Source organism: Ferrovibrio sp., from assembly GCF_036381655.1.
In the GTDB taxonomy this organism is placed as follows: domain Bacteria; phylum Pseudomonadota; class Alphaproteobacteria; order Ferrovibrionales; family Ferrovibrionaceae; genus Ferrovibrio.
In genome coordinates this window covers 47,221-72,410 of record NZ_DASVCJ010000054.1, presented here as the reverse complement: position 1 = coordinate 72,410, position 25,190 = coordinate 47,221, and the positions used below count along the sequence as shown (strand labels likewise).

The following is a 25,190-nucleotide window of genomic DNA, read 5'->3' as shown; positions in this document are numbered from 1 at the left end:
ATCTCCATGCCGCACCTGCCCAGCCGCCGCCTGCTGCCGCTCAATGCCCTGAAAGCCTTCGAAGCCGCCGGCCGGCATCTCAATTTCACCGCCGCCGCCGAGGAATTATCGGTCACCCTCTCGGCGATTTCCCACCAGATCCGCCAGCTGGAGGAACTGCTCGGCGTGCCTTTGTTCCACCGCACCAAGAAGGGCCTGGTGCTGTCGACGGAAGGCCAGCTCATCCTGCCCGACGTGCAGGAAGGCTTCGATCACCTGGCTTCGGCGCTGTCCAAGCTGGAGGCGCGGCGCGGCGAAGGCACCCTGACCGTCTCCATGCTGTCGACCTTCGCGATGCGCTGGTTCATTCCGCGCCTGCCGCGCTTTCAGGAGCAGTATCCTGATATCGAGGTGCGCATCACCACCTCGCTCAAGCCGGCCGATCTGGAGCGCGAAGGCATCGACTGCGCGATCCGCTACGGCGACGGCGACTGGCCGGGCCTGAACGCCACCCGGCTGTTTTCCGAGGCGCTGGTGCCGGTGGCGTCGCCGAAGCTGGCCGCGGAGATCAGGAAGCCCGCCGATTTGAAGGGGCAGAAGCTGCTGCATTCGCAGAACCGCCGCGAGGACTGGCGCGTCTGGCTGAAATCCGCCGGCGTCGGCGGCATCGATCCGACGATCGGCCCGATGTTCGAAACCCGCTCCTATGCCATCCAGGCCGCCGTGCAGGGCATGGGGGTTGCCGTGATGGACCCGCAACTGGTCGCCGAGGAAATCGCCGCCGGCCGTCTGGTGAAACTGTTCGACACCACGCCGCTGCCGCTGACCAACGGCTACTGGTTCGTCTGCCTCGCCCACATGGCCGATGCGCCGCGGATCAAGGCGATGCGCGACTGGCTGATCGAGGATGTCTCCCGGCACGAGGCCGAGACGGCCTAGGCCGAGGCGGCGAAACGGCGCGGCGGCTGCGGCAGCCGCGACGCCTGCCGCTTGCGATGCCGCCCGGCCAGATCGCGGTCCAGCGACAGCGGCCCGGCGCCGTAGCAGATCACCGCCACCAGGCCGCCGATGATGGCGATATCCTTGAAGAACAGAATCTGCTCGACCGGGCGCTGCGCCAGCGGCGCGGCCCAGTAATCGTGAACGATAAAGGCCGCGATCAGGGTCTCCGCCGCGAGGGCGAGGGCGGCCCAGCGGGTGAACAGGCCGGCGGCCAGCATGGCGGCGCCGGCCAGATCGATCACGATGGCGATCGCCGCGGCAAGCTGCGGCCAGGGCACGCCTTCATCGGCCACCACGGACGCCGTCAGTTCGAAATGGCCGATCCTGATGATGCCGTCCGACAGGAACAGCGAGGCGATCAGGATGCGGCCCAGCAAGGGTGTCAATCGTTCGATCACGGTTCTCCCATTCCCGGCTAGACGCGGCCTGGCGCGGCCCGGCAGGTGCGGGCCCTGCCGGATCAACAGCGGAAAACCGCTGGACGTTCCGCTGATAGCGGATCGGCGTGCAGGAAAGCTGTGATCAAAGCGGGCCCGAATGCCGCTGCCCGCCACGCGTCTGTCGGGGCGCGGCCCTTATGCGGCGCGGCCCTTATGCGGCGCGGCCCTTATGCAGTGCGGCCCTTATGCAGCGCGGTTGGGGATGGTCGCGACATTGTCCTGGCCGCTGCCGGCGGCGCGCGCCGGCGATGTGCGGCGGCGGGCGAGAAGCGCATCGGCGGAAAAGCGCCCCGGTCCATGCAGGGCGATCACCAGCAGGCCGCCCATGATCGCCATGTTCTTGAAGAACATGATCCGCTCGGCGGCATAGAGTTCGTAGGGCGCATCCCAGAAATTGTGATACAGCACCGACCAGACGGCGCAGAACAGAAACAGCCCGGCGGTGGTCAGCCGGGTGCGCAGGCCGATCAGCAGCAGAAATCCCAGACCCGCTTCGGCGAAGATTGCGGTGGCGACCAGCACATGCGGCATCGGCAGGTGGCGCGCGGCGGCATAGCCCGCGGAAACGGAATAATCCTTGATATGCTTGATTCCGAAAGGCAGGAAGAAGGCGGCGATCAGCATCCGGCTGAACAGCGATCCAAAGGCCTCCATCAGCGCCCGCGAGGGGCCCTTGAACAACGTCCGCATGCGCTGCGCTCCGTGCAATGACTGCCGCAGAGCGTGCCGGATTCTGAGCGCAATCGCCAGCGAATGGCTGTGATCAATCGGTGGCCGTTTGCACGAAATCCGGTGGCGCCGGCATCCTCCGGCGCCACCTTCGATTGTGGCTTGCTTACGCGTTCAGGCCTTGCGCCCGTCGACGCTGTAGGCGCCGGGGCCGAAGGCGGCGATGAACAGCAGACCGCCGGTGATCGACAGGTTCTTGTAGAAGTTCAGCATATTGGCATAGGCCTTCGCCGCATCCGTCATCGTCCAGTAATTGTGGAACAGGATCGCGGCGGCCAGGGTGAACACGGCCATGATCAGTGCGGCATAGCGCGCCTTGAAGCCGACCACCAGCGCAATCGCCACCGGCAATTCGACCAGGATGGCGATGACGGCGCCGACCGACGGCATCGGCAGGCCCGCGCTGGCGATGTACTTCACGATGCCTTCGAAGCCGGTCAGCTTGCCCCAGCCCGACTTGATGTACAGCAGCGCGATGAGGATGCGACCGATCAGCGGTCCGAACTTCTCGATGAATGCCATGGCTACCCCCGTATGGTTATGGCTTTGATTGAAGGTACGATTGCCGCGGCCGGCCGCGCGCCGGCCGCAGCTACAAGCCTTTGCCTTTTTAGGCGGCCTTGTCCAGCGCCGCCTGGCTTTCCTTCTCGCGCTCCAGCGCCCGCTGTACCGCCGGGCGCTGCTGCATGCGTTCGGCATGCGCGGCGTAATTGGGGAAGGCCGCGGTGTCGAGCTTGAGCGCCTGGGCCCAGCGCCAGAAGACGAAGATATAGCCGTCGGCCACCGACCAGTCGCCGAACAGCCAATCCTTGCCGGCCAGCATCTTCTCGACCAGGGTGAAATTCTTCGCCGTCGCCTCGGCGGCGAGATGCTTCACGTTGTCGGCGCTGTCCGGCAGGTCGCAGAATTTCTGCGGTCCGAAGAAGCGCGACATCACGGGATGGATTCCCGAGGTGCACCACACGATGAAGGACAGGGCCTCGGCCTCGCGCATCGGATCGCCCGCCGGCAGCAGCTTGGCCTGCGGATAGGTGCGGTTCAGCCAGCTCAGGATCGCCACATTCTCGGTCAGCGGCCTGCCGTCGATGACGAGCAGCGGCACCTTGCCCTTCGGATTGAGCGCGAGATATTCCGGCGTGTATTGCTGGCCCTTCTTCAGCGAAATCGGCTGCGCGTCGAACTTCGCCCCGGCTTCCTCCAGCGCGATGTGAGTCGCCAGCGAGCAGGCGCCGGGCGTGAAATAGAATTCCAGCTTGGACATGATTCGGTGACCCTCTCCTGATGATGCGAAACGGCCAAACCTTGCGGCGGCGGGCTGCATTCCGGTTGCCCGGTCCCGATTCGCCCGCCGCAATGTTTCGCGCGTCTGGCATATGACGCCGTAGTATCCTTTTGCAAGTAGGCACCGAAAGCCTCTATACTTACCGCATGCCTACCGGAAACGATCTGGATTACCGCCGCTATCTCACCGCCGACGGCCATGAGATTTGCGCCCGCATGATCGGCGCGACCTTGGATCTGATCGCCAATAAATGGGCGGTGCCGATCATCCTGACGCTCTCGCTGGCGCAGAGCCGGAACCGGCCGATGCTGCGTTTCAGCGATCTGGCCCGCGCGATCCCGCTGATCACCCAGAAGGAATTGACCAAGCAGTTGCGCGCGCTCGAAGCGGCCGGTCTGGTCGGCCGCCGCGTGCATGCCGCGGTGCCGCCGAAAGTCGAATACTGGCTGACCGAGCTTGGCGTGTCGCTGCGCCCGGTGCTGGATGCGCTGGCGCGCTGGTCGGCGCAGAAGGGACCGGACGTGGCCGCGCATCAGGCCAAGGCGGGCCTGGCGCAGCCTGCGCCGCAGCCGCCCGCGCCGCAGCCGCCCGCGCCGCTGCAGCCTGCCCCGGCGCTGCAGGCCGACGCCGCCGACTGATCTTTCGGTTCGCCATCGCCATCGCCGTTCCAGCCGCCGTCCGCGCGGCGCCTTGCTTTGAACCTTTCAAAAATAACAAGCGCGGCGCGGAACAACCGAATGGCGCTGCCGTTGTGGGCTCATCAGGCCGCGTCCGTCGGCGAGCGATCACTGCCGAAGGCCGGGATGCGTTGTCGATCTTGGCGACCGCGGGAGGAGCCCCCATGACATTCAATCCGCTACAGGAGCGCGGCATTCCCATCGAACGGCAGTTCCGCAATTGGTCCGAGCTGAACGTTGCGCCCTACGACAAGGAAAGCGTGCACCCGTTCAGCCGGTGCCGCGGCATCGTGATGAACGGCGCCGAGATGGAGGCGATCTGGTTCTCGCACAACATGGCGCGCCATACCGCCGATCCGCAGATCAAGCAGCAGCTCGCCCTGGTGCGCCGCGCCGAAGCGCAGCAGCAGAAGGCGATCAACTGGCTGATCCCGGGCGACGAAACCACGCTGGAGGTGACCATCGGCTACGAGCAGGTCGCCGTCGACCTGACCGCCTGGATCGCCCGGCACGAGCCGGACGCCTATCTGCGCCAGGTCTACGAATTCGGCCTGCTGGAGGATTTCGACCACCTCTACCGCTACGCCAACCTGATGGCGCTGACCGAAGGCGACAAGAAGGCGGAGCAGATCGTCGGCGGCCTGACCGAGATCACGCCGGGCCGGCCGACCATATTCGAGCACCGCGATCCGCGCGACGAGATTCGCCGGCCGATGACGGCGCTGGCGGCCGAGACGCAATCGGTCCTGAACGCGCTGACCGTGATGGCGGCCGAGCAGCAGACGATGAATTTCTACATGACCATCGGCAACCGGCCGCAGGAGCCGCTGGCGCGCGGCCTGTATGCCGAGATCGCCGAGATCGAGGAACAGCATGTCAGCCATTACGAATCGATCCTCGATCCGACCGCCTCCTGGCTGACCAACCTGGTGCTGCACGAATACAACGAATGCTGGCTCTACTGGTCGTTCATGCAGCAGGAGCCGGATGCCCGGGTGAAGGCGCTCTACGAGCTGCATCTGAACATGGAGATCGAGCATCTGCGCCTTGCCTGCGAGATGATGCGCCAGGTGGAAAACCGCGATCCCGCCGAGATGCTGCCCAAGGCCATGACAGAGCCGCTGATGTTCCAGGACAACAAGGCCTATCTGCGCCAGGTGCTGGGCGCGCAGGTCGATCTGACGGCAAGCGAGGACAGGTTCCTGCCGATCGGGGAGCTGCCGCGCGATCACCGCTATTTCGCCTATCAGGCGAAGGTGAACGAGGGCGGCGTGCCGAGCGAGCAGGTCATCGACGCGGCCAAGAGCAGGCTCGGCCGCGACTACCGTTTCGAATCGGAAGGGCCGAATCCGGCCGAGGGGCTGCGGCGCGACGACGAGCGCAACGGCGCCAAGACGCAATATGCCGAACGACTTGCCGCCTAGGAGGGATCCCATGGCCAGACGGACGCAGACGAAAAGCAAATCCCGCACCGCCGCCCGCGCCGGCACGAAACGCGCGGCCACGACGCGGCGCAAACCGGCCGCCGCCTCGCGCAGCGCGACGCGGCGCAAATCCGCCGCCCCGCGCAAGCCGGCGCGCCGGCGCGGCCGGCTGACGGTGACGCCGGCGATGAAGAAAATCGCGCGGCAGATGAGCCAGATGGTGGCCGAGCAGACCGTGCCGGCGGACGCCACGGCCCTGCTCAAGCAGGATCACCGCGAGGTCGAAAGCTTCTTCGAGCAATACGAGCAGCTCGACAGCAAGGCGGAGAAAGGCAAGCTCGCGGCCAAAATCTGCCTGATGCTCACGGTGCATGCCATGATCGAGGAAGAGCTGCTGTATCCCGCCGCGCATGAGGAATCCGAGGCGGTGGAATCCGATCTGGTCGACGAGGCCATCGTCGAGCATGCCTCGGCCAAGCAGCTGATCGCCGAGATCGAGGCGATGAAGCCGGGCGAGGAGCTGTACGACGCCAAGGTCAAGGTGCTGGGCGAATACGTCAAGCACCACGTCAAGGAAGAAGAGAACGAGCTTTTCCCGCAATTGCAGGACAGCGAACTGGACCTGCGCGAGCTCGGCGAAAAGCTGATGCAGCGCAAGATCGAGCTGCTTGCCCAGATGACGGGCAAGGCCTGAACGGCCGCCGCAGCGGATACAGAAAGCCGCCCGCCGATCGCAAGACCGGCGGGCGGTTCCGCATTTCAGAAAACGGGCGCGGGCTTACGCCTTGTCGGCGGCGCTTTGGACTTCGCGCTTCTCGGTGATGCGGGCCGCCTTGCCGGTCCGGCCGCGCAGGTAATACAGCTTGGCGCGGCGGACATCGCCGCGGCGCACCACGACGATGGAATCGATGCGCGGCGAATAGAGCGGGAAGATGCGCTCGACGCCCTCGCCGTAGCTGATCTTGCGCACGGTGAAGGAGGAGTTCAGGCCGCGGTTGGAGCGGGCGATGCACACGCCCTCATAGGCCTGCACGCGCTCGCGGCCGCCTTCGACGACCTTCACATTCACCTTGAGCGTGTCGCCCGGGCCGAAATCCGGCACGGCGCGCGCCGCGGCGAGAGCGTCGGACTGCTCCTTCTCGATCTGCTGCAAAAGATTCATGGCCAACCGCCTTTCTGTCCTTCAATAGGTCCAAACTCGTTTCACGTTCCGCCGCCGCCCTTGCGCCGCCGGTATTGTTCCCACAGATCCGGCCGGCGTTCGGCGGTGACCTTCTCCGCCATTGCGCGCCGCCAGGCTGCGATCTTCTCATGGTGGCCCGACAGCAGCACATCCGGCACGCCACGGCCTTCCCATATCTGCGGCCGGGTATACTGGGGATATTCCAGCAGACCCTCCGCGAAACTCTCTTCGGTGCCGGACTCTTCGGCACCCATCACCCCGGGCAGCAGCCGCACCACGGCGTCGAGCAACGCCAAGGCCGCGATCTCGCCGCCCGAGAGGACGAAATCGCCGAGGCTGACCTCGACGACGGGGCGCGCTTCAAGCAGGCGCTCGTCCACCCCTTCGAACCGGCCGCAGATCAGCGTCGCGCCGCCTGCCGCCTTCACCTCGTGCACCAGCGCCTGATCCAGGCGCCGGCCGCGCGGCGAGAAATACACCAGCGGCTGCGTCCTCGCGGCCGGGTCGGCATGTCCCGCATCGCCTCCCGTCACATCGCCTCCCATCACGGAGTCGATCGCCGCCGCCAGCACATCGGGCCGCATCACCATGCCGGGCCCGCCGCCGAAGGGCGTGTCGTCCACGGTGCGGTGTTTATCGCGCGCAAAGTCGCGGATGTCCACCGCCGTCAGGGACCACACGCCATCGGCCAGCGCCCGGCCGGCCAGACTCTGCCCCAGCGGGCCGGGGAACATCGCCGGGTATAAGGTCAATACCCGCGCCGTCCACGGCCTGGCCGGAGCCTTACTCACTCTTCGACCTCGCGGTCCTCGCCGCGCCCGCCGCCCCGGCCCTCGTCGCCGAGCCAGAAGGCGGGATCCACCAGCAGCCTGCCGCCCGCAAGGTCAACCTCGGGCACGGCATCGTCAATAAACGGCACCATGACCGACTTGCCGCTTTCGGGCTTCACTTCCAGCATGTCGCCGGCGCCGAAATTATGCACCGCCACCACGCTGCCCAGTACCGCGCCGGCCGGCGTGACTGCCGTCAGGCCGACCAGGTCGGCGTAGTAGAACTCGCCGTCCTCCGCTTCCGGCAATGCGTCGCGCGACACATACAGCTCGGTGCCTTTCAGCGCCTCGGCTGCGTTGCGGTCACTCACGCCTGCGATGGCAGCGGTCACCACGTCACCTTTCACCCAACGCCGCACGGTCAGATCGAAGCGTCGTTCGCCGCGCGCATCCTGAAGCGGGCCGTAATCGCCGATCGCTTCCGGCTCTGCGGTGAAGGCCTTCACCTTCACCTCGCCGCGGATGCCCTGCGCGCCGATCACGACGCCCAGCATGACCCTGCGCGTCATGCCCTATCAGGCAGCCTCGCCGCCGGCCGGCGCTTCGGCGGCCGCCTTGGCGGCTTCCTCGGCGGCCTTCATGCGCTCCTGCGCCTTGGCCTTCGGCTTGCCCTTGACCGGGTTGTTGCCGTGCTGCCACTTCATCAGGCCGGCATCGGCGAAGAAGCGGGCGCAGCGGTCCGACGGGGTGGCGCCGCTGTCCAGCCAGTACTTGATGCGGTCGACGTCGAGCTGCACGCGCTGCGAGCCCTTCGGCAGCATCGGATCGTAGGAGCCGACCTTCTCGATGAAGCGGCCGTCGCGCGGGCTGCGCGAATCGGCCACGACGATACGGTAATACGGGCGCTTCTTGGCGCCGCCGCGCGACATGCGGATCTTCAGGGACATCGATCTTCCTTTCCTAAAACCAGTTGAACCTTGCGAATTACTGAAACTTCGGCATTCCGCCGCCACCGAGCATGCCGCCGAGGCTGCGGGCGAAGCCCTTCTGCCCCAGCTTGGACATGCGCTTCATCATGTCGGCCATCTGCATATGCTGCTTGAGCAGCTTGTTGACGTCCTGCACCGAGGTGCCCGAGCCTGCCGCGATGCGCTTCTTGCGCGAGGCATGGATCAGCTTGGGATTCTTGCGCTCGTGCTTGGTCATCGAGCCGATGATGGCCTCCTGGCGCTTGAGGATGCTCTCATCCACATTGGCCTGGGCCAGTTGCTGCTTGATCTTGCCTACGCCCGGCAGCAGGTTCATCACGCCCGACATGCCGCCCATCTTGCGCAGCTGCTTGAGCTGCGAGGCCATGTCGTCGAGATCGAACTGGCCTTTCTGCACGCGGGCGGCCAGCCGCTCGGCTTCCTCCTTCTCGATCGTCTCGGCCGCCTTCTCGACCAGCGAGACGATGTCGCCCATGCCGAGGATGCGCTGCGCGATGCGCTCGGGATGGAAGGCTTCCAGCGCGTCCATCTTCTCGCCGACGCCGATCAGCTTGATCGGCTTGCCGGTGACGGCGCGCATCGACAGCGCCGCGCCGCCGCGGCCGTCGCCGTCGACGCGGGTCAGCATGATGCCGGTGATGCCGACGCGTTCGTTGAAGCTCTTGGCGACGTTGACGGCGTCCTGGCCGGTCAGCGCATCGGCGACCAGGATGGTCTCATGCGGCTGCACGGCGTCGCGCACGGCGGCGACTTCCAGCATCAGCGGCTCGTCGATATGCAGCCGGCCGGCGGTATCCAGCATCAGCACGTCGTAGCCGCCCAGCCTGGCGGCCTGCATGGCGCGCTTGGCGATGTCGACCGGCATCTGGCCGGCGACCACGGGCAAGGTCGCCACGCCGGTCTGCTCGCCGAGGATGCGCAGCTGCTCCTGCGCGGCCGGGCGATAGACGTCGAGCGACGCCATCAGCACCTTCTTGCGTTCCCTGTTTTGCAGGCGCAGCGCGATCTTCGCCGTCGAGGTCGTCTTGCCCGAGCCCTGCAGGCCGACCATCAGCACCGGCACCGGCGGCACGGCGGCGAGGTCGAGGCCGGCTTCGTTTTCGCCGGCGCCGCCGCCCAGCATCTCGACCAGGTAATCATGGACGATCTTGATCACCATCTGGCCCGGCGTGACCGAGCGCAGCACGTCCTGGCCGACGGCCTTGGATTTCACGCCGTCGATGAAGGATTTCACCACCGGCAGCGCGACATCGGCTTCCAGCAGCGCGACGCGCACTTCGCGCAGCGCCTCGGAGACGTCGGACTCGGTCAGCGCGCCGCGCTTGCGCAGCCGATCGAAAACCTCGCCCAGTTTGCCGCTTAGGGACTCGAACATGCTTCCTTGCTCCGTTTTCCTGATCCCGGGGCCTGACCCAGCGCCGATATGATCGCAAAACGATGCGGCGCCCGTGCGCGACACTCGCGGACGGACGGCGATCCTCGGACCGGATTTCAGCTCCCAAAACCGGAAAGCGGGCGGAATAAACCGTTTTCGGCCCGGCAAGTCAAGGCCGGTGCAGCTGCCGGTGCAGCCACCGGTGCGGCGGATCCCCGGCCGGGCCGGTTGCCCCTGTCATAATAATACGCTATGCGTATCATTATGACAGCTTCCGATCCGGCCCAGATCGTCCGCGCCGTCCTGCTGCTGGCGCGCCGGCTGCGTGCCGCGAGGCCGGACGGGACGGATCTCAGCCTCTCCGGGCTGGGCCTGCTGGCGACCCTGCACCGGGACGGCCCGCTGCCGGCGGCCCGGCTGGCCCAGGCGGAGGGACTGGAGCCGCAATCGCTCAGCCGCCTGATCGCCGCGCTCGACAAGGCCGGCTTCATCAGGCGTGAGCGCGATCCGGCCGACCGCCGCGCCCTGCTGATCGAACTGACCGGGGCGGGCCGCCAGGCGCTGGCGCGGGACATCGGCGCGCGCCGGGCCTGGCTGGAGGATGCGATGGCGCGGCATCTGTCGCCCGAGGAGCGCGCCATCCTGCAGCAGGCCGCCGGGCCGATGCTGCGGCTCGCCGCCAGCAAGGGCGGGCCGGAATGACGGCGATCCTGGACAGGCTGAGCCAGTGGCATGAGGGCCGCGGGGCGCTGCGCATGATCGTTGCCGCCTGCGCCGCCTTCGCGCTCGGCCATCTCATCCATCTGCCGGGGCCTTACACGGCGGCGCTGACCACGATCATCGTCGCCCGGCTCGATACCGGCGGCACCTTGCGCGCCAGCCTGCAGCGCATGGCGGCAACCCTGCTCGGCGCCGGGCTGGCCTGCCTGGCGGCGATGGCGCGCCTCTATGCGGTGCCCGAGGGCGTGCTTCTGCTGGCGACGCTGATCCCGCTGGCGCTGCTGGCGACCCATCATCCCAGCTTCCGCGCCGGCATGATCGCCGCGATCATCGTGCTCTCGGTGCCGAGCCGGCAAGGCACCGCCATCGCGGCCGCCCTGCTGCGCACCAGCGAGGTCGGCCTCGGCGTCGTCATCGGCACGCTGGTCTCCATCGCCGTGCTGCCCAGCCGCACCGGCGCGGTGCTGCGCCGCGATGCGGCCGCGGCGCTGGGCAAGATCGGCCGGCTCGCCTGCGACATGCTGCGCCGGCGCGCCTTGCCGGAAAAGCAGCGCAAGGCGCTCGACTACGCCATCCGGCGCGACCTGCGCAGCCTGATGGAGACGGCCGGCCGGGCGCCGCAGGGCGAGGCCGCCCTGGCCAGGCTGATCGCCAACCTGAACGCCGATATCGGCTTCCTGCGCCGCGAGCTCGACCAGCGCAATCTCTCGCCCGCCCTGGCCGAAACGCTGGCCGCCTTCGCCATACAGTTCGACGCCGTGGCGGAGGGCACAGGCCGCGCCTTGCGCGGCGCTGCCGGTCAGCCGGACGCCGCCGCGCTGCGGGCGGCCCTGGCGCAGGCGATCGCCGCGCTGCAGGCCGAGCAGGCGGACGGCCTGATCTATCTGCTCAGGACCCTGGTCGGCGATCTGATCCGGCTGGGCGCCGTCGCCGCCCGGTAGCGGTTTGCAAAGCGGTTTATGAGGGAATCGGCCGGGGCGCCCTAGGGCAGCATGCGGTCGCGGTCGGGCATTTCGGGTCTGATGAGGCCGAGCGGCTTGAGCCAGTCCGTGCCGTTGATCTTCGCCGCTGAAATCCAGCCGCTCGCCGAGCCGAGCCGGAAGCCGCCTTCGAGCTGCACCGGAATCCAGATATCGGTGCCCGGCGGCTGCGCCAGCCAGACGGTGGTCGGCGTTTCTTCTTCCGGCCGGCGCTCGGCCAGGTATTCGCGCGTATAGCCGGCGATCGGCTCGATCGCGACTTCGCATTTGAATGCCGGGCCGCTATAGGCGCTGCGGTTGTTCGGCTTCACCCAATCCGGCCCGAGCGGCGTGTAATGCATGTCGTAGCGCCGGCGGCCGTCGAAGATCGCATCCGTGCCGCTGCAGGCCGGCGTGGCGCCGCCGCGCAGCGCGCGGGCGATGGTGGCGCTGGTCGGATCGCTGGTGCCGATGGTCAGCGCCTCCGGCACCGGCTCGCGGTCGTCGTCTTCGACCGGCGGCTGCAGCATGTTGATGATCGGCTGCCCGTCGGCATCCCAGCTCATGCGGGTGGCGTATTTGGTCCAGCCGCCGTCGCTGTTGGCAGCGTAGCGCAAGGGCCGCACCGCATCGCCGTCCAGCCGCGCCACCGCCTGGCCGGTCATGGCGAAGCGCATTACCCAGTCCAGCATGCCGGCGGTATGCATCTTGGTGTCGATCCGCAGGGAATCCGCATCGCGCCGCGCCGACAGCACCAGTTCGAAGCCCTTCGATCCCAGGGCATAGACGCCGAAGGTGACCTCCAGGCTGGTGACCGGCATAACCGGCCGCCCGGCGGGCTCTGCATCCTGTGCGGCATCGGCGTGGGAGATATCGGCATGTGAGATGTCGGCGGCCCGCGCCGCGGCGGCAGGGACAAGCGCCAGGATTGCCGCCCCGGCAAAGGCCCGGCGCAGCGTCGTCCGGGTAGCCAGATTGGAAGCGGCTTTGCGACGCACTGCAAAGAGCAGGGCCGAATCGCGCATGGCGCTACTGTACGCCCAAATCGCCCAAGCAGAACCGAAAAACTGCGCGAACCCGGCGTCGGATCATACCCGCGGGCTCCTGCCTCAGGCGGCGCCATCCCCCAATTCGCGCCGGATGGCGGCCGCCAGGCCCTGCAGCAGCTCGGTCCCCGCCTGCGCCATGTCCGCCTGGCCGTTATCGGCCTGCGCCTCGGCCCGGCGGAGCGCGTAGAGGGCATCGATCAGCAGCCGGATCAGATCGAGATGGTGCAGATCCGAGGGGATCGCCCGCCGCAGGGCATCGCTGAGCAGCTCGACTCCGCGCTTGGTGAGCGGCCAGTCGAGACTTTGGCAGATTTCCGCCAAGGCGTCGCAATCCTGCTGGGCATCGCCGAGGAATAACAGGGCGGAAACCGCATTCACGCGCGCCTCGGCGAGCCGCGCCCGCATCAGGTCCAGCCGCGCCGGGAAGCCGGCAGGATCGACCGAGGCCGGCGCGGCCTGGGCGGCCGCCTCCTCGGTTGACTGGCCGGCGGCCGCCTCGTCGTCGGCGGCGGAAGCGGCGGGGGCGGAAGCGGCGGCGCGCGACAGATCGGCCCGCGCCTTCAGCAGAGCGCGGGGCGCTTCCCCTCCGATAAGGCGGCCGGCCCGATTCGCCATGGCTCAACGAAATACGAATCCTGCCTCCCCGCGTCAATCGCACAGTCGCGGCTGCCGGCACGATTGCCGGCGATGACGGTTGGATGCGCGGGGGGGCTTCGCTAAGGTCCGGCCATGTCCGCCCGCCGCCCCGCCGATTCCGCCGCCCATGCCAAAGCCCTGGCCGACCGCCTGCTGGCCGGCGACCGCCGGGCGCTGGCGCGCGCCATCACGCTGGTGGAATCGCAGCATCCGCAGGATCAGGCCGCCGCGGAAGCCCTGCTGCAGCAGATCCTGCCGGCCAGCGGCAGGTCGATCCGCATCGGCATCTCGGGCACGCCGGGCGTCGGCAAGTCGAGCTTCATCGAGCGGTTCGGCGGCCTGCTGACCGCCCGGGGCCATAAGGTCGCCGTGCTGGCGGTCGATCCGTCCTCGTCGCTGTCGGGCGGTTCGATCCTCGGCGACAAGACGCGCATGGAAAAGCTGGCGCGCGATCCGAACGCCTTCATCCGGCCGACGCCCTCGGGCGGCTCGCTGGGCGGCGTGGCGCGGCGCACGCGCGAGGCCATGCTGCTGGTCGAGGCGGCCGGCTTCGATGTGGTGCTGGTGGAAACCGTCGGCGTCGGCCAGTCCGAAACCACCGTGGCCGGCATGGTCGACATCTTCCTGCTGCTGCTGGCGCCGGGCGGCGGCGACGATCTGCAGGGCATCAAGCGCGGCATCATGGAGCTTGCCGATCTCGTCGTCATCAACAAGGCCGATGGCGACCTGCTCAAGCCGGCCAGGCTGGCCCAGGCCGATTACCGCGCCGCCCTGCAGCTGATGCGGCCCCGGCATGCCGAATGGAAGCCGCGGGTGCTGCTTGCCTCGGCGATGCTGAACGAGGGCATCGACGCCGTCTGGCAGGCGATCGAAAGCTATCGCGCGGCCCTGGAGAAAAGCGGCGCCTTCCAGGCGCAGCGCCGCGCCCAGGCCGAAGGCTGGCTGATGCACGAATTGCAGGACGGCCTGCTGAACTGGCTGCGCCAGGACCCGGAAATTGCCGAGGCATTGCCACGGCTGCAGCAGGCGGTCGGCGCCGGCCGGATCACCCCCACCGCCGCCGCCGGCAAGCTGCTCGGCCTGCTGCGGCGCTCGCCCCCGGCGTGATGGCGCTCGGCATCGCAACCTGCGATCCCTTCGCAGCGAGGCGCCAGCTACCCACATAGTGTTTGCAGCCGCGCCGGCGCACTACCGCTGAGCGTTGTCGGGCCGATCGCGGCGGTTATTTTTCGCTCACCTTCGGGTTTGCCGCTAAGCCGCAACCGCGTCGCGAGTAGACAGGACCGCTATCCGCCCACCATAGTGCTGCCCGGTTTCGGGAGGTCTGGCTGCCCGTGGGGGAAATCTGGTTCTTCATGCTGCGTGCCCTGGTGCTGGGCGCGATCGTGGTGCTGTTGGCGCGGCAGCGGCGCGGGATTCCCGCCAGCCGGCAGGGCTTCCGCCGCTTGCTGTCCGGCCTGGTGATGGTGGTCGCCGCCGGCGTCATCGAGGGGCTGGTCGGCCACGGCCTCATGGCCGGCCATGCGTCGCAATGGACGCTGCTGCAGCGCCTGCTCGATCTCGGCGGCCTCGCCCTGGCCGGCATCGGCATCGTGCAATGGGTCGGCTCGGTGGCGGCGCTGAACGCCGATGTCGAACGCCGCACCCAGCTCGAGGCCGAAGTCGAGGCGCAGCGGCTGTTCATGCTGGAATGCCAGCGCATCGGCCGCATCGCCTTCTGGTTCTCCGATCCGGTCAGCCGCCGGATCACCTGGTGGGGCAATGCCGAGGAGGCGCTCGGCGTCGGCTATCCCACGCCGCTGACCTATGACGACGCGCTGCCCTGGCTGCATCCCGACGATCATCCGGTCTATGCCGAGGCTTTCCGCGCGGCGCTGGCCGAAAAGCGCCATTTCAGCATCGAGGTGCGCACCCGCGACGCCGCCGGGGTATGGCGCTGGTATGCCCTGGCCGGCGTGCCGCAGCGCGATGTCGACGGCAAGGTCATCCGCGTGCTCGGCATCCTGCAGGAGATCGAGGACCGCAAGCGCGCCGAGCTCGCCGCCGCCAAGCTCACCCATCTGCTGCAGACGGTGATCGACGCGGTACCCTGCATCATCCATGTCAAGGACCGCGACCTGCGCCTGGTCATGGTCAACCGCTTCGCCCGCAACGCATTCGGCTATCCCGACCAGGATGTGCGCGGGCGGCTGCTGTCCGATCTGGTGCCGGGCCGCGGCATCGACGAGAGCGAAGCGAAGGAGCGGCTGCTGCTGGCGGAAGACCGCGTCATGCCGTTCACCGAGATCACGCGGGCGCTGGCCGATGGCGTGCCGCATCAATGGTGGGTGTCGAAAACGCCGCTCCGGCTGGAAGGCGGGGCCAAGCCGGACCATCTGCTGGTGGTCACCTTCGACATCACCGAGCTGAAGCAGAAGGAAATGGAAATCCGCCGGGCGCAGGAGGATATCGCGCAATATGCCAAGCAGCTCGAACTGCTGACCGAGGAATACAAGCGCGCCAGCGAACGCGCCAATGCGGCGAACCGGGCGAAATCCGGCTTTCTCGCCAGCATGAGCCACGAACTGCGCACGCCGCTCAATGCGATCATCGGCTTCGCCGATATCCTGACCGCCCAGATGCATGGCCCGCTGGCGTCGCGCTATGTCGAATACGCCAACGACATCCAGGTCAGCGGCCGGCACCTGCTCAACCTGATCAACGACATTCTCGACATGGCCCGCATGCAGTCGGGCCGCTATGCGCTGCGCATCGAATCGATCGATGCCGGCGTGGTGATCGATTCCGCCGTGCGCCAGGCGCGCAGCCGCCTCGAAGCCAAGCCGGTCAGGCTCGATCTGTCGCTGGCGGACGAGCTCGACGACGTGCTGGTCGATGCCAAGACGCTCAAGCAGGTGGTGGTCAACCTGCTGTCCAATGCGATCAAGTTCAGCGTCGAGGGCGGCACGGTGTCGCTGCAGGCCGAGCGGCTGGCCGATGGCGGCTTGCGGCTGCGGGTGTCGGATACCGGCATCGGCATGGACCGCGAGCAGCTTGCCAGCGTCTTCGATCCCTTCTGGCAGGCCGAAGGCGCGCTGGTGCGGCGCCAGGACGGCGTCGGGCTGGGCCTGAGCCTGGTGCGCCAGCTCGTCGAGCTGCATGGCGGCACGGTCGCCATCGAAAGCGAACGGGGGCGCGGCACCACGGTGACGGTGACGCTGCCGGCCGGCGATGCCGACGGCACCGGCGGACCGGGCGAGGGCAGCGGCGCCGTTGCCGCCTTGCGCGGCAGCCAGATCGGCAGGGTGGCGTAACCGCGTTTCCCGACCGGCCCGAATTTTGGCGTGCATGGCCGGGCGATCCGTCCGATAGTAGGCGATCGGGAGGTCCTGATCATGGCGCTCGCCTCGCCCCGCATTCTGTCCGGCACCGATCTGCGCCAGCTCTCGCAGCGTTCCGACTGGCGCGGCGCCCTGCGGATCGGCATCCATCTGGCCCTGCTCATCTTCGCCGGCGCCCTGGTCGCGGTTGCCGCGACGCCCTGGCAGCTTTGGCCCGCCATGCTGCTGCTCGGCCTGGTGCAGGCGGCGCTGTTCGCGCCCCTGCACGAAACGATGCACGCCACCGCCTTCGCCAGCCGCCGCGCCAATGCGATCGTCGGCTGGCTGGCCGGCTGTCCCTCGCTGATGAACTGGCATTTCTACGCGGCCTTCCATCTGGCGCATCACAGCCACACGCAGGATCCGGCGCGCGATCCCGAGCTGACGCCGCCGGCGCCGCGGGATGCGCGCGGCTACGTCCTGCGCGTGCTGGCGGTCAATTACTGGCGCGCCCGCTGCAAGGTGATTGCCGATGCCTGGCGCGGCGATCTTTCGGCCTATCCCTATATCGCCGCGCCGGCGCGCCTTCGCATCGTCACAAGCGTGCGCTGGATGTGCGTCTTCGCCGCCGCCGCGGCGCTGGGTTCGGCCCTGCTGGCCGGCTGGCGGGCGCCGCTGATTTTCTGGATCGGGCCGCAGCTGTTGGGCCAGCCATTCCTGCGGCTCTATCTGCTGACCGAGCATACCGGCTGCACGCATGACGCCAACGGGCTCACCAATACGCGCACCACGCTGACCAATCCGCTGCTGCGGCTCTTGATGTGGAATATGAGCTTCCACGCCGAGCATCATCTGTATCCCTCGATCCCGTTCCATCGCCTGCCTGCCGCGCATCGGCTGCTGCGCGAGCGGCTCGCGGTCGTACAGCCCGGCTATACGCGCTGGCATCGGGGCTATTTCCGGCAGATCATGTCGGCCGACAGGGCATAGGCGCGCATGGCCTGGGAAACCCGGACCGGGCGATTCCGCCTCGGCGATATCGAGACGCTGTCGGGCGAGGTTCTGCCCGATGCGACATTGAGCTGGAAGGCGCATGGCCGGCTGAATGCCGCGCGCGACAACGTCATTCTCTATCCGACCAGCTACGGCGCGCAGCATCCCGATCTCGAATGGCTGATCGGCCCGGACGGCGTGCTCGATCCGACGCGCTGGTTCATCGTGCAGACCGACATGTTCGCCAACGGCCTGTCGTCCAGCCCGTCCAATACCGAAGGCTATCCCTCGCTGGTGACGGCCTATGACAACGTGCAGGCGCAGCGGCGCCTGCTGCGCGCGCAATTCGGCATCGAGCGCCTGGCCTGCGTCTATGGCTGGTCGATGGGCGCGCAGCAGGCCTATCACTGGGCGGCGCTGTTCCCCGACAGCGTCGCCCGCGTGGTGATCAATTGCGGCTCGGCGCGCAGCGCCGTGCATAACAAGGTGTTCCTCAAAAGCCTGATCGCCACCCTGGAAGCCGCGCCCGAGCATCTCGGCAACGGCCGCTTTTCCCGCCAGCCCGAGGCGGCGATGCGCGCCTTCGGGCGCATCTATGCCGGCTGGGCGCTGAGCCAGGATTTCTACCGCGCCGGACTGCATCTGAGCGCGCTCAAGGCGCCCGATCTGGAAACCTTCCTGCGCACCGACTGGGAGGAGCGTTTCGCGCGCCGCCCGGCCGCCGACCATCATGCGCAGCTGCGCTGCTGGGAGGCGGGCGATATCAGCGCCAATCCGCTCTATGGCGGCGATCTGGCCAGGGCCTTGCGGGCGATCGCGGCGAAGGTGCTGCTGATGCCGGGCGCGACGGACCTTTATTTCCGCGTCGCCGACAACGAGGCCGAACTGCCCTGTCTGCGCAATGCCGCACTGGTGCCGATCCCCAGCATCTGGGGCCATCGCGCCGGCAACCCGGCGCAGAATCCGGAAGATGCCGCCTTCCTCAAGGCGCAGGTGCGGCGCTGGCTGGAGACATAGCCGGCCGGAGACATGGCCGGCCGCAGATGCAAGCCGCTTTACGCCGGCTGGTTCGGCTTTGTATTCGGCACCACGGGGTCGATCGCGCTTGCACCCTCGCCGGCGCCGCGCGGCAGAACCTCGCCTTTCAGGGCCAGCGTGCCGCCCAGCCACAAGGCATGCACCAGATGATCGTCATGCTGGTTGCCGGTATTGGGATGCACCAGGACCGACAGGCTCTGCCGGTTCAGCATCAGCCAGGGCACCAGCACGGCGAAGGTCTCGGCGCCGAAGGCGATCTGATACATCGGCTGCGTATGCGGCCCGACCGGCCGCTCGTGCCAGCGGCCGAGCTGCACCGGGAAGCGTTCGGCGACCTGCTCGCGGATTTGCGCGGCGCGCTCGCGCTGCCCCGGCCCGTCGAAATAGACATGCGCGTGATAGGAGGCGATGGCGGCGATCGGGCGGGGCGGGATCATGGCCGGATATTGGCAAATCGCGGCGGCCGGCGCAGCGATGATGGTCACGCATTTGCCGGCTTGCCCAGCCCGGCGATGATGTTATTACACGTGTAAATACGAAGGCCCCCATGATCCAGCTCAAACTCACCCAGATCGGCAATTCGGTCGGCGTGGTCCTGCCGAAGCACTGCCCGTCATGCTCCGCCTCGCCGCCGGCGAGATCGGCGAGGGTGATCTGGCGGCATGGCTGCGCGGACATATGGCGCGCAGGGGTGAGTAAGATTGTATTCTGCAAAAACGGCCTTGAGCCGGTGATTTTCCGCTGTTGCCCATCGCGAATCGGATCGGATGTCTCCGTGCGCTGCGGGGGCTGCCGCGCAGACGGCCCTGGAGAAGCGATGTCCCGGCAATCTGCCAAAATCGCGGGATTCAGCGGGCGCCAAACGGCTTCGGATCGGTATGGAATCGGCCTGAACCGGCGTTGCATGGGCCGTCAATTGGCAGCCAACTGGCATCCAATTGGCATCGAATGGGCTGCAATTGGCTCGCAACAAGCTGATTTTGGGCTTGTCTTTCGGCCTGTCCCGGTCAGTTAAGCGCTTGTCTTGAAAGGCTTCAGGCGCCAGCCAGACCGCCCATCGGCGCCTCTAGGCGCCGGCGAGCCAGAGCCGCGCGAGCTGATGCGCCAGCGCCAGCGGCGGCGACAGGCGCGGCGCGGCCTCCATGTCGGTGGATTTCTGCCGCATGATTTCCACCTCGTCGCGGCTGAACCAGCGCGCCTCTTCGAGTTCGTCCTTGTCTACGGTGATCTCGGCGCTCTCGGCTTCGGCGATGCAGCCGATCATCAGCGAGGAGGGGAACGGCCAGGGCTGCGAGGCGACATAGCGCACCGCGCCGGTCGTGATGCCGGCTTCCTCGAAGATTTCGCGGCGCACCGCCTCCTCGATGGTCTCGCCCGGCTCCATGAAGCCGGCCAGGGCCGAATACATGCCGGGCAGAAAACGCGCCTGCCGGCCCAGCAGCACCATGTCCTGGCCGCTCGCCTCGTCGCGGCGCACGGCCAGCATGATCACCACCGGATCGGTGCGCGGGAAATGCTGCGCCTTGCAGGCGTCGCTGGTGCAATGCCGGCTGTAGCCGCCCTCCGCCGCCCGCGTCGGGCTGCCGCATTGGGCGCAGAAACGATGCCGCTGATGCCAGTCGATCAGGCTGCGCGCCTGGGCCAGGATCGCCGCCTCCTCGGGCGCCAGCTGCGGCGCGATCGAGCGCACATCGATGAACTTGACGCTGTCGCCATGCAGGGCCGCGGTGCTGTCGTCGCCGTCGCAATCGGTGGCGAAATGGGGGATGCCGGCCTCGTCCAGGCCGAGGAAGATGCAGGGCAGCGCGGCATGGGCGCGATCCCAGGCGGCATCCTGCCAGGCGATGCGGGCCGGCGCGTCGTTGCCGGGCCTGCCGTCGAGCGCGATCAGCGCCTTCAGCTCGCGCATCGGCAGAAAGCGCGCCTGCGCCGAACGTCGCTGCTCGCTGAGCCAGGCCGGATTGCGGCGCGGATTGCCGGCGCGGTCGAGATTGGAGCCGGCAAAGCCGATCGGTCTGGACGGCCGTTGCCGGGACGAACGCTGCTGGCGGGCGGGATCTGGGTTAAGCATAGGCGAAAGCTGGCATATCGTCGGCGCGGCGTCCATCGCCGCGGCTTTTTTCGCCGTCAAATTATGGGGATTCCTACCCATTGAATTGCCGGGCCTAATGGCTGATATAAGGCGCGGGAGGTTGGCGGCGGACGGGCGCCTCGCCAACCCGGTCAGGTCCGGAAGGAAGCAGCCGTAACGAGTTTCCGCCCGGGTCGTTGTCCAGCCTCCCACCTTGGAATTTCGCGATGGCCCGGCTTCGCTGGGCGCCAGCGGCCGGCCATTTGCCGGTCGATCTTTTCTCCGGGGGCGCTTAGTCTTTCCAGGATGAACAGCCCGGTTTCGAGTTCCCCCGCTTCCAATCCTGCGGCCTCCGCCTCCGCGCCCTATCGCGTCCTGGCCCGCAAATACCGCCCGGCCAACTTCGCCGAGATGATCGGCCAGGATGCGCTGGTGCGCACGCTGACCAATGCGATCGCCACCGGCCGCATCGCCCAGGCCTTCATCCTCACCGGCGTGCGCGGCGTCGGCAAGACCACCACCGCCCGCATCATCGCCCGCGCGCTCAACTGCACCGGGCCGGACGGGCAGGGCGGGCCGACGGTCACCCCCTGCGGGGTCTGCGACAACTGCAAGGCGATCGCCGAGGACCGCCATCCCGATGTCTTCGAGATGGACGCCGCCTCGCGCACCGGCATCAACGACATCCGCGAGATCATCGAAGCCGTGCGCTACGCGCCCTCGATGGCGCGCTACAAGGTCTACATCATCGACGAAGTGCACATGCTCTCGACGGCGGCCTTCAACGGCCTGCTCAAGACGCTGGAAGAGCCGCCGCCGCATGTGAAGTTCATCTTCGCCACCACCGAAATCCGCAAGGTGCCGGTCACCGTGTTGTCGCGCTGCCAGCGCTTCGATCTCAAGCGCGTCGAGATCGGCGTGCTGGTGCAGCATTTCAAGCGCATCGCCGCGGCCGAGCAGGCAGAGATCGACGAGGACGCGCTGACGCTGGTGGCGCGCGCCGCCGAGGGCTCGGTGCGCGACGGCCTGTCGCTGCTCGATCAGGCGATCGCCCACGGCGCCGGGCAGGTGAATGCCGAACTGGTGCGCGACATGCTGGGCCTGGCCGACCGCGGCCAGGTCTTCGCGCTGCTCGACCTGCTGCTGCACGGCAGGATCGCCGAGGCGCTGGAGAATCTGCAGGCGCAGTACAATCTCGGCGCCGATCCGGCCGTGGTGCTGCAGGACCTGCTCGAACTCACCCATTGGCTGACGCGCGTCAAGGTGATCGGCGCCACCGCCGACGACGTGACCCTGCCGGAAAGCCAGCGCCTGCGCGGCAAGGACCTCGCCGCCAAGCTCGGCATGCCGGTGCTGGCGCGCAGCTGGCAGATGCTGCTCAAGGGCCTGCAGGAGGTGCGCGCCGCCCCGGTGCCGCTGGCGGCGGCCGAGATGGTGCTGGTGCGGCTGGCCTATGCGGCCGATCTGCCCAGTCCCGCCGACCTGGTGAAGGAATGGCGCGAGAAGGGCGGCGGCGCCAGCGGCGGTCCGGCGCTGACGCCGGCGCCGCGCGCCGCCCCTGGCGGCGGCAACGGGGCCGGTATGTCGTCCGGCGCGTCGGCCGCCATGGCCGCGCAACCGCAGATGGCGGCGGTTCCGCAGGCGCAGGCCCAGGTTCAGGCGCAGGTTCAGGCGCAGGTCCTGGCGCAGCCGGGCGAAACCGTCGCGCTGATGCCGGCGCCGATGACCTTTCCGGCGCTGGTGCAGCTGGTCAAGGACATGCGCGATGTCGGCCTGTTCGCCGAACTCTACAACGACGTGCATCTGGTCAGCTTCGAGCGCGGCCGGATCGAGCTGCGGCTCGGCCCGCAGGCGCGCCACGATCTGCCCAGCCGCCTGATCGACCGGCTCAGGACCTGGACCGGCGAACGCTGGATGGTGTCGCTGAGCAAGCTGCCGGGCGAGCCGACCCTGGCCGAGCAGGAGCAGGCGGAAGAATCGCGCCGGCGCGCGCATGCCCAGGCGCATCCGCTGGTGCAGGCGGCGTTGACGGCCTTCCCCGGCGCCGTTCTGGACGAGGTGCGCGAGGTTGTGCCGCCGGCAAGCGATCTCGGGCCGGCCGATGACGAGGCCGAGGGCCCGGTCTATATGACCGACGATATCGACCCGCTGGACGAGCGGGACTAGGTTCGAGGAGTTTGCGATGAAGAATCTTGGCCAGATGCTCAAGCAGGCCCAGGCCATGCAGCAGCGCATGCAGGAAATGCAGGCCGAACTGGAAGCCCATGAGGTGCAGGGCTCGGCCGGCGGCGGCATGGTCATCGTCACGCTCAACGGCAAGAGCGAACTCAGGGGCGTGAAGATCGATCCCACGCTGCTCAAGCCGGAAGAGGCCGAGGTGGTCGAGGATCTGATCAAGGCGGCGCATGCCGATGCCAAGGGCCGCGTCGAGCGCGAGACCGCCGAGAAGATGCAGCAGCTCACCGCCGGCCTGCCGATCCCGCCGGGCATGAAGCTGCCCTTCTGAGTCTGCCGTCATGGCTGGTCCGGAGATCGAGCGGCTGATCCAGCTGCTGGCGCGGCTGCCCGGCCTGGGCCCGCGCTCGGCGCGCCGCGCCGCCTTGCATCTTCTGAAGAAGAAGGATGCGCTGCTCAATCCACTGGCCGCCACCTTGCGCGATGTGGGCGAGAGCGTGCATGCCTGCTCGGTCTGCGGCAATCTCGACACGCATGATCCCTGCGCGATCTGCAGCGATCCGCGCCGCGATGCGGGGCTGCTCTGCGTGGTCGAAAGCGTCGCCGATCTCTGGGCGCTGGAACGCGCCGGCGTCTTCCGCGGCCGCTATCATGTGCTGGGCGGCACGCTGTCGGCCCTGGACGGCGTCGGGCCGGCGGATCTCAATGTCGACAGCCTGATCAGCCGGGCGCAGGCGGGCGGCCTGCGCGAGGTGATCATCGCCACCAATGCCACGGTCGAAGGCCAGACCACGGCGCATTACATCACCGACCGCCTGGCGCCGTCCGGCGTGCAGATCACCCGGCTGGCGCATGGCGTGCCGGTCGGCGGCGAACTCGATTATCTCGACGACGGCACGCTCGGCGCGGCGCTGAAGGCGCGGCGGCCGCTCTAGCGAGCCCCTGGTAGGCGAGCCTCCGATAGCGAGCTTCCGGTGGCGAACTTCCGGGCCGTTAAAGCGGCGTGATCTCCAGGTTGCGGAACTGCACGGCAGAGCCGTCGTGATGGTTCTGCAGCCCGATATGGCCCTGCTCGCGCCGCCCGCCATGGTCGAGCCGGCAGACCTCGATATTGTTCTGCAGCACGACGAGGCGCTGGCCCAGGGCGGTGATGGTGAAGTCGTTCCATTCGCCGACCGGGCGCGAGGCGCGGGCAATCGCCGGCGCCAGGTTGTAGACGGCGCCGGTCAGGTGCAGCGGATCATCCGCGCGGCGCTCTGCCGGATCGATGCCGCGCTCGTCGATCTGGATTTCATAGCCCTGTTCGATGGCGGGGCGCGGATCGCGCTCGAGCGGCGGAATGCGCAGGAAGACGCCAGAATTGTCGGTCGGCTGCTGCACCCGCCATTCGATCAGCAGCTTGAAGTCGGCATAGGTCTCGGCGGCATACCAGTAGATGCCGCTGCCGCCGAAGCTTTCGACCACGCCGTTGCCGAGCGCGCGGAAGCCGCCCGGACCGGCCTGGCGCCAGTCCTGCAGATGGAACAGCCTCTGGGTGACCGCTTCGGACATGACGGAGTCTGCAAGTCCGTCACCGCCGGGTTTGTTCCCGGCCAGAGGCCGTTCAGCCCCTGAAAGTGTCCTTGCGCCGGCGCGTCTCGGCGAAGACGGAAACGTCGTCGGCATTCAGCAGGCCGAGCGTCATGCGCAGGTTCTCGCTCATCGGCCGCAGGAAGGGATTGGTGGCGCGCTCCTCGCCGAGGGTGGAGGGCACGGTCGGCAGGCCCTTGCTGCGCAATTCCCTGATCCTCTGATAGCGCAGATGCAGCGTCTCGTTGCCCGGCTCGACCGTGACGGCGAAGCGGGCGTTCGATTCGGTATATTCGTGGGCGCAGTAGATTCTGGTGTCGTCGGGCAGGGCGAGCAGCTTGCCAAGGCTGTGCCACATCTGCGCCGGCGTGCCCTCGAACAGCCGCCCGCAGCCGAGCGCGAACAGCGTATCGCCGCAGAACAGCGCCGCGCTGCGCTGGAACCAGTAGGCGATATGGCCGCGCGTATGGCCGGGCACGTCGAAGACGACGGCCGCTTCGTCGCCCAGCGTCCACTGCTCGCCGTCGGCCAGCGCGACATCGATGCCGGGAATGCGCTCGGCATCGGCCTTGGGGCCGACGATGCGGCAGCCGGTCGCCTGCTTCAGCGCCATATTGCCGCCGACATGATCGGGATGATGATGCGTGTTCAGGATATGCGTCAGCGTCCAGTTGCGCTTCTTCAATTCGGCCAGCACCGGCTCGTGCACGGCCGGATCGACCACGGCGACGGCGTTTGCCGAAGGCTCGCGGGCGAGATAGACGTAATTGTCGTTGAGGACGGGAATCTGGACGATTTCAAGGGGCATGGCGCAATTCTGACGGCAGAGTT

General features: G+C 67.9%; 28 protein-coding genes and 1 other RNA gene. 14 read left to right on the top strand and 15 right to left on the bottom strand.

Translation table 11 applies throughout. From position 1 onward, the window contains the following. Positions 1-6 precede the first annotated feature (6 nt). Entirely contained in the window at positions 7-918 is a 912-nt protein-coding gene (gcvA, locus tag VF194_RS10790) for a transcriptional regulator GcvA (protein WP_330890841.1), read from the top strand. Here gcvA and VF194_RS10785 read toward each other — a convergent pair. The 4 genes from VF194_RS10785 to VF194_RS10770 all read right to left on the bottom strand — a co-directional run bounded on the left by VF194_RS10785 (position 915) and on the right by VF194_RS10770 (position 3,411). Continuing rightward, positions 915-1,379 carry a DoxX family protein gene (locus VF194_RS10785; RefSeq protein WP_330890839.1) on the bottom strand — a complete coding sequence of 155 codons (465 nt, stop codon included), beginning with the start codon at positions 1,377-1,379 and terminating at the stop codon, positions 915-917. The two genes, gcvA and VF194_RS10785, sit on opposite strands and share 4 nt — an antisense overlap. A gap of 225 nt (positions 1,380-1,604) precedes the next feature. Continuing rightward, positions 1,605-2,111, bottom strand: a complete 507-nt coding sequence (locus VF194_RS10780; protein WP_330890837.1) for a DoxX family protein — start codon at positions 2,109-2,111, stop codon at positions 1,605-1,607. A gap of 153 nt (positions 2,112-2,264) precedes the next feature. Beyond that, complete coding sequence (locus VF194_RS10775; protein ID WP_330890835.1) at positions 2,265-2,672, bottom strand: DoxX family protein; 408 nt, start codon at positions 2,670-2,672, stop codon at positions 2,265-2,267. 88 nt (positions 2,673-2,760) lie between these two features. Then, a complete protein-coding gene (locus VF194_RS10770; RefSeq protein ID WP_330890833.1) occupies positions 2,761-3,411 on the bottom strand; it encodes a glutathione S-transferase family protein in 651 nt (216 codons plus the stop codon). Positions 3,412-3,578: 167 nt separating this feature from the next. Between VF194_RS10770 and VF194_RS10765 the strand changes: the two genes are divergently transcribed. From VF194_RS10765 to VF194_RS10755, 3 genes are all read left to right on the top strand, one after another. Then, positions 3,579-4,070 carry a helix-turn-helix domain-containing protein gene (locus VF194_RS10765; RefSeq protein WP_330890831.1) on the top strand — a complete coding sequence of 164 codons (492 nt, stop codon included), beginning with the start codon at positions 3,579-3,581 and terminating at the stop codon, positions 4,068-4,070. A 203-nt stretch (positions 4,071-4,273) separates the two neighbouring features. Continuing rightward, on the top strand, positions 4,274-5,533 hold the full coding sequence (locus tag VF194_RS10760; RefSeq protein WP_330890829.1) for a hypothetical protein: 1,260 nt from the start codon (positions 4,274-4,276) through the stop codon (positions 5,531-5,533). Between the two features lie 10 nt (positions 5,534-5,543). Further along, positions 5,544-6,227 carry a hemerythrin domain-containing protein gene (locus tag VF194_RS10755; protein ID WP_330890827.1) on the top strand — a complete coding sequence of 228 codons (684 nt, stop codon included), beginning with the start codon at positions 5,544-5,546 and terminating at the stop codon, positions 6,225-6,227. An 84-nt stretch (positions 6,228-6,311) separates the two neighbouring features. Here VF194_RS10755 and rplS read toward each other — a convergent pair whose 3' ends face one another. The 5 genes from rplS to ffh are packed head-to-tail and all read right to left on the bottom strand — an operon-like array spanning position 6,312 to position 9,850. Then, on the bottom strand, positions 6,312-6,695 hold the full coding sequence (gene rplS / locus VF194_RS10750) for a 50S ribosomal protein L19 (protein ID WP_330890825.1): 384 nt from the start codon (positions 6,693-6,695) through the stop codon (positions 6,312-6,314). 41 nt (positions 6,696-6,736) lie between these two features. Continuing rightward, on the bottom strand, positions 6,737-7,507 hold the full coding sequence (trmD, locus tag VF194_RS10745) for a tRNA (guanosine(37)-N1)-methyltransferase TrmD (protein WP_330890823.1): 771 nt from the start codon (positions 7,505-7,507) through the stop codon (positions 6,737-6,739). After that, positions 7,504-8,055, bottom strand: a complete 552-nt coding sequence (gene rimM / locus VF194_RS10740) for a ribosome maturation factor RimM (RefSeq protein WP_330890822.1) — start codon at positions 8,053-8,055, stop codon at positions 7,504-7,506. The genes trmD and rimM overlap by 4 nt, the downstream gene beginning before the upstream one ends. Positions 8,056-8,061: 6 nt before the next feature. Further along, on the bottom strand, positions 8,062-8,433 hold the full coding sequence (gene rpsP / locus VF194_RS10735) for a 30S ribosomal protein S16 (RefSeq protein WP_330890820.1): 372 nt from the start codon (positions 8,431-8,433) through the stop codon (positions 8,062-8,064). 37 nt (positions 8,434-8,470) lie between these two features. Next, positions 8,471-9,850: a signal recognition particle protein gene (gene ffh, locus VF194_RS10730; protein ID WP_330890818.1), complete on the bottom strand. Its 1,380-nt coding sequence runs from the start codon at positions 9,848-9,850 to the stop codon at positions 8,471-8,473. Positions 9,851-10,114: 264 nt separating this feature from the next. On the opposite strand from ffh, the gene VF194_RS10725 reads away from it, so the two are divergent. Next, positions 10,115-10,552 carry a MarR family winged helix-turn-helix transcriptional regulator gene (locus VF194_RS10725; protein WP_330890816.1) on the top strand — a complete coding sequence of 146 codons (438 nt, stop codon included), beginning with the start codon at positions 10,115-10,117 and terminating at the stop codon, positions 10,550-10,552. Beyond that, complete coding sequence (locus tag VF194_RS10720) at positions 10,549-11,511, top strand: FUSC family protein (RefSeq protein WP_330890814.1); 963 nt, start codon at positions 10,549-10,551, stop codon at positions 11,509-11,511. Before VF194_RS10725 ends, VF194_RS10720 begins: the two co-directional genes overlap by 4 nt. Positions 11,512-11,552: 41 nt before the next feature. Here VF194_RS10720 and VF194_RS10715 read toward each other — a convergent pair whose 3' ends face one another. Both VF194_RS10715 and VF194_RS10710 read right to left on the bottom strand, forming a co-directional pair. After that, positions 11,553-12,554 (bottom strand): DUF3108 domain-containing protein, encoded by a 1,002-nt coding sequence (locus VF194_RS10715; protein ID WP_330890812.1) that lies wholly within the window; start codon positions 12,552-12,554, stop codon positions 11,553-11,555. Positions 12,555-12,638: 84 nt separating this feature from the next. Continuing rightward, positions 12,639-13,193 (bottom strand): hypothetical protein, encoded by a 555-nt coding sequence (locus VF194_RS10710; protein WP_330890810.1) that lies wholly within the window; start codon positions 13,191-13,193, stop codon positions 12,639-12,641. A 114-nt stretch (positions 13,194-13,307) separates the two neighbouring features. On the opposite strand from VF194_RS10710, the gene meaB reads away from it, so the two are divergent. From meaB to VF194_RS10690, 4 genes are all read left to right on the top strand, one after another. Continuing rightward, entirely contained in the window at positions 13,308-14,321 is a 1,014-nt protein-coding gene (gene meaB, locus VF194_RS10705; protein ID WP_330890808.1) for a methylmalonyl Co-A mutase-associated GTPase MeaB, read from the top strand. A 227-nt stretch (positions 14,322-14,548) separates the two neighbouring features. Beyond that, the gene (locus VF194_RS10700; protein WP_330890806.1) at positions 14,549-16,507 is read left to right on the top strand and encodes a sensor histidine kinase; all 1,959 of its coding nucleotides are present in this window, start codon (positions 14,549-14,551) and stop codon (positions 16,505-16,507) included. Positions 16,508-16,588: 81 nt separating this feature from the next. Then, positions 16,589-17,503, top strand: a complete 915-nt coding sequence (locus VF194_RS10695) for a fatty acid desaturase (RefSeq protein WP_330890804.1) — start codon at positions 16,589-16,591, stop codon at positions 17,501-17,503. Positions 17,504-17,509: 6 nt separating this feature from the next. Then, a complete protein-coding gene (locus tag VF194_RS10690; protein WP_330890802.1) occupies positions 17,510-18,523 on the top strand; it encodes an alpha/beta fold hydrolase in 1,014 nt (337 codons plus the stop codon). A gap of 38 nt (positions 18,524-18,561) precedes the next feature. Here the strand turns inward: VF194_RS10690 and VF194_RS10685 are convergent, their stop codons facing one another. Together VF194_RS10685 and nudC are read right to left on the bottom strand one after the other, a co-directional pair. After that, positions 18,562-19,029, bottom strand: coding sequence for a DOPA 4,5-dioxygenase family protein (locus VF194_RS10685; RefSeq protein WP_330890799.1), 468 nt, complete (start codon positions 19,027-19,029; stop codon positions 18,562-18,564). A 581-nt stretch (positions 19,030-19,610) separates the two neighbouring features. Then, entirely contained in the window at positions 19,611-20,615 is a 1,005-nt protein-coding gene (gene nudC / locus VF194_RS10680; protein ID WP_330890797.1) for an NAD(+) diphosphatase, read from the bottom strand. Between the two features lie 115 nt (positions 20,616-20,730). Between nudC and ffs the strand changes: the two genes are divergently transcribed. From ffs to recR, 4 genes are all read left to right on the top strand, one after another. Further along, positions 20,731-20,829, top strand: an RNA gene (gene ffs / locus VF194_RS10675) — signal recognition particle sRNA small type. A gap of 92 nt (positions 20,830-20,921) precedes the next feature. After that, complete coding sequence (locus VF194_RS10670; RefSeq protein ID WP_330890795.1) at positions 20,922-22,781, top strand: DNA polymerase III subunit gamma/tau; 1,860 nt, start codon at positions 20,922-20,924, stop codon at positions 22,779-22,781. 16 nt (positions 22,782-22,797) lie between these two features. After that, on the top strand, positions 22,798-23,121 hold the full coding sequence (locus VF194_RS10665; protein ID WP_330890793.1) for a YbaB/EbfC family nucleoid-associated protein: 324 nt from the start codon (positions 22,798-22,800) through the stop codon (positions 23,119-23,121). 10 nt (positions 23,122-23,131) lie between these two features. Continuing rightward, positions 23,132-23,725 carry a recombination mediator RecR gene (gene recR / locus VF194_RS10660; protein WP_330890791.1) on the top strand — a complete coding sequence of 198 codons (594 nt, stop codon included), beginning with the start codon at positions 23,132-23,134 and terminating at the stop codon, positions 23,723-23,725. Positions 23,726-23,783: 58 nt separating this feature from the next. On the opposite strand, the gene VF194_RS10655 is transcribed toward recR, so the two are convergent. Together VF194_RS10655 and gloB are read right to left on the bottom strand one after the other, a co-directional pair. Beyond that, positions 23,784-24,341, bottom strand: coding sequence for a DUF1080 domain-containing protein (locus tag VF194_RS10655; protein WP_330890789.1), 558 nt, complete (start codon positions 24,339-24,341; stop codon positions 23,784-23,786). Positions 24,342-24,393: 52 nt separating this feature from the next. Then, positions 24,394-25,167, bottom strand: coding sequence for a hydroxyacylglutathione hydrolase (gene gloB, locus VF194_RS10650; RefSeq protein WP_330890787.1), 774 nt, complete (start codon positions 25,165-25,167; stop codon positions 24,394-24,396). Positions 25,168-25,190: the final 23 nt, after the last annotated feature.